The sequence below is a fragment of the Aeribacillus composti genome, assembly GCF_007827555.1.
GTDB classification, from domain to species: Bacteria; Bacillota; Bacilli; order Bacillales; family Aeribacillaceae; genus Aeribacillus; species Aeribacillus composti.
In genome coordinates this window covers 1-1,625 of sequence record NZ_VISS01000073.1, presented here as the reverse complement: position 1 = coordinate 1,625, position 1,625 = coordinate 1, and the positions used below count along the sequence as shown (strand labels likewise).

Below are 1,625 nucleotides of genomic sequence, written 5' to 3'. Positions count from 1 at the left end.
TTCTTACCTCTAGTCAAGTATTTTTTATTAAATAATTTGGTTAATATAGATTTTATTTTGGAAGGAAGGGGGACCCCTTCCTTCCAAAATAAATTTTCGCATGACAAATAGACCTCACGATTTCCATTTTTTTCGTCAGGTCTTTGTGATATAATCTTACTTACGATTACTGATGCATTGTTGCCTTTTCGTAATCGTATTTCAGATTATGTGTGATAAGGTGATAAGCCGATTTCAAGAACTTATTCACGCATGCTATGGACGCAACTTTATGAGGTTTCCTCTGGGGTTGCGTTTTTAATTTATCATAATAATCTACAATATGATTTTGTGTGTTTTTCCGTAGTTGGATCATGGTCTGGATCATGTAAAATAGAATCTTTCTAAGTTTGTTATTTCCTCTTTTATTAATCTTGTCTTTATAAAAGGTATTCCCAGATTGATATCTCATAATATCAATACCGACGTAAGCATTCAGTTGTTTATGGTTTTTGAATCGTCGAATATCTCCTAATTCTCCAATTAAACGAACTGCAGTCGTTTCTCCGATTCCTGGAAATGAAATTAAAATCTGATACTCTTGTTTATCTTTCGATAATTTAACCATCTTTTGGACAAGTTGATCTCTTTTCTCCTTCAAGTCTGCAATCCGTTTGGCATAATCCCGCACTTGTTCACAGCGAATATCATCTTTTGAAATTGCTGGATACGCTTCTTTTGCTGCTTCGATTAAAGCGATCCCTTTTTCTTCAGCACGTGCCAATGATAAGTTTTTTCTTGTGTTGGCTTTTAAACGATTACGAATCACTGTTTTTGAACAAACTAACACATGATCCGGATGAGGGTATAATTGAACGACATTCAAAAATAAAGCAGAACGTTTACTGAATAGCTTTTCTAACTCGGGAAAACTCAATTGTAGAATCGCATGTAAACGACTATATAAATGCGTCATTTCACTACTTAATTCATCATAATATCTCGTCATTGCACGCATTTGTTTATAATATTCCCCTTCTTGATAAGTTTGTTCACGTTCAACTCTAAAGTGAGTTTTCGCAAGTTCATGAGCGTCGCTTTTATCTGTTTTTTGTCTCCTCATTGAAGCCATTTGAATATTCGCTTCGAGTGGGTTAACTCGATAATACATATAACCTTGATCACCTAAGAATCGTTCTAGTGGTTTTGAATATACGCCTGTTGCTTCAAAGACAATATCAGGTGCCTGTGCATCTTTTTGTGTTAAAGATATAAGGGTTTCGTTTAATTTCTCGAAAGAGTAGCGGTTATGGGTTATTTCACCCTCATATTCGCATTGACGATAACGGTCATAAATGACCATTGTACTTTTCCCCATACTGACATCAAATGCCACTACGTGTTTCATATTTTCTGCCTCTCCTTTTTAGCCAAACATAGAAGTTCTTCACATTGCCTTATTGATTCCATTTTCTTATACACGGTCTCTTCGGACCCAACATACTAAACTGATTCAAATAAGGATGTGAAGTTGGTCTGTTTTTAATACGGACTCTATTTGGTCCCAGGGGATGTTCGACCTTCCTTCACTTCTACTATAAAAAAATAGTAGCACAAACCTTGGCCTAGGTCTGTACTACTAATGT

Annotated in this window: 1 protein-coding gene; it reads right to left on the bottom strand. The window is 35.4% G+C overall.

The genetic code is table 11. The features are described 5' to 3' along the window. Positions 1–166 precede the first annotated feature (166 nt). Positions 167–1,387 (bottom strand): IS110 family RNA-guided transposase, encoded by a 1,221-nt coding sequence (locus tag FB379_RS18295; RefSeq protein WP_063388609.1) that lies wholly within the window; start codon positions 1,385–1,387, stop codon positions 167–169. Positions 1,388–1,625 lie beyond the last annotated feature (238 nt).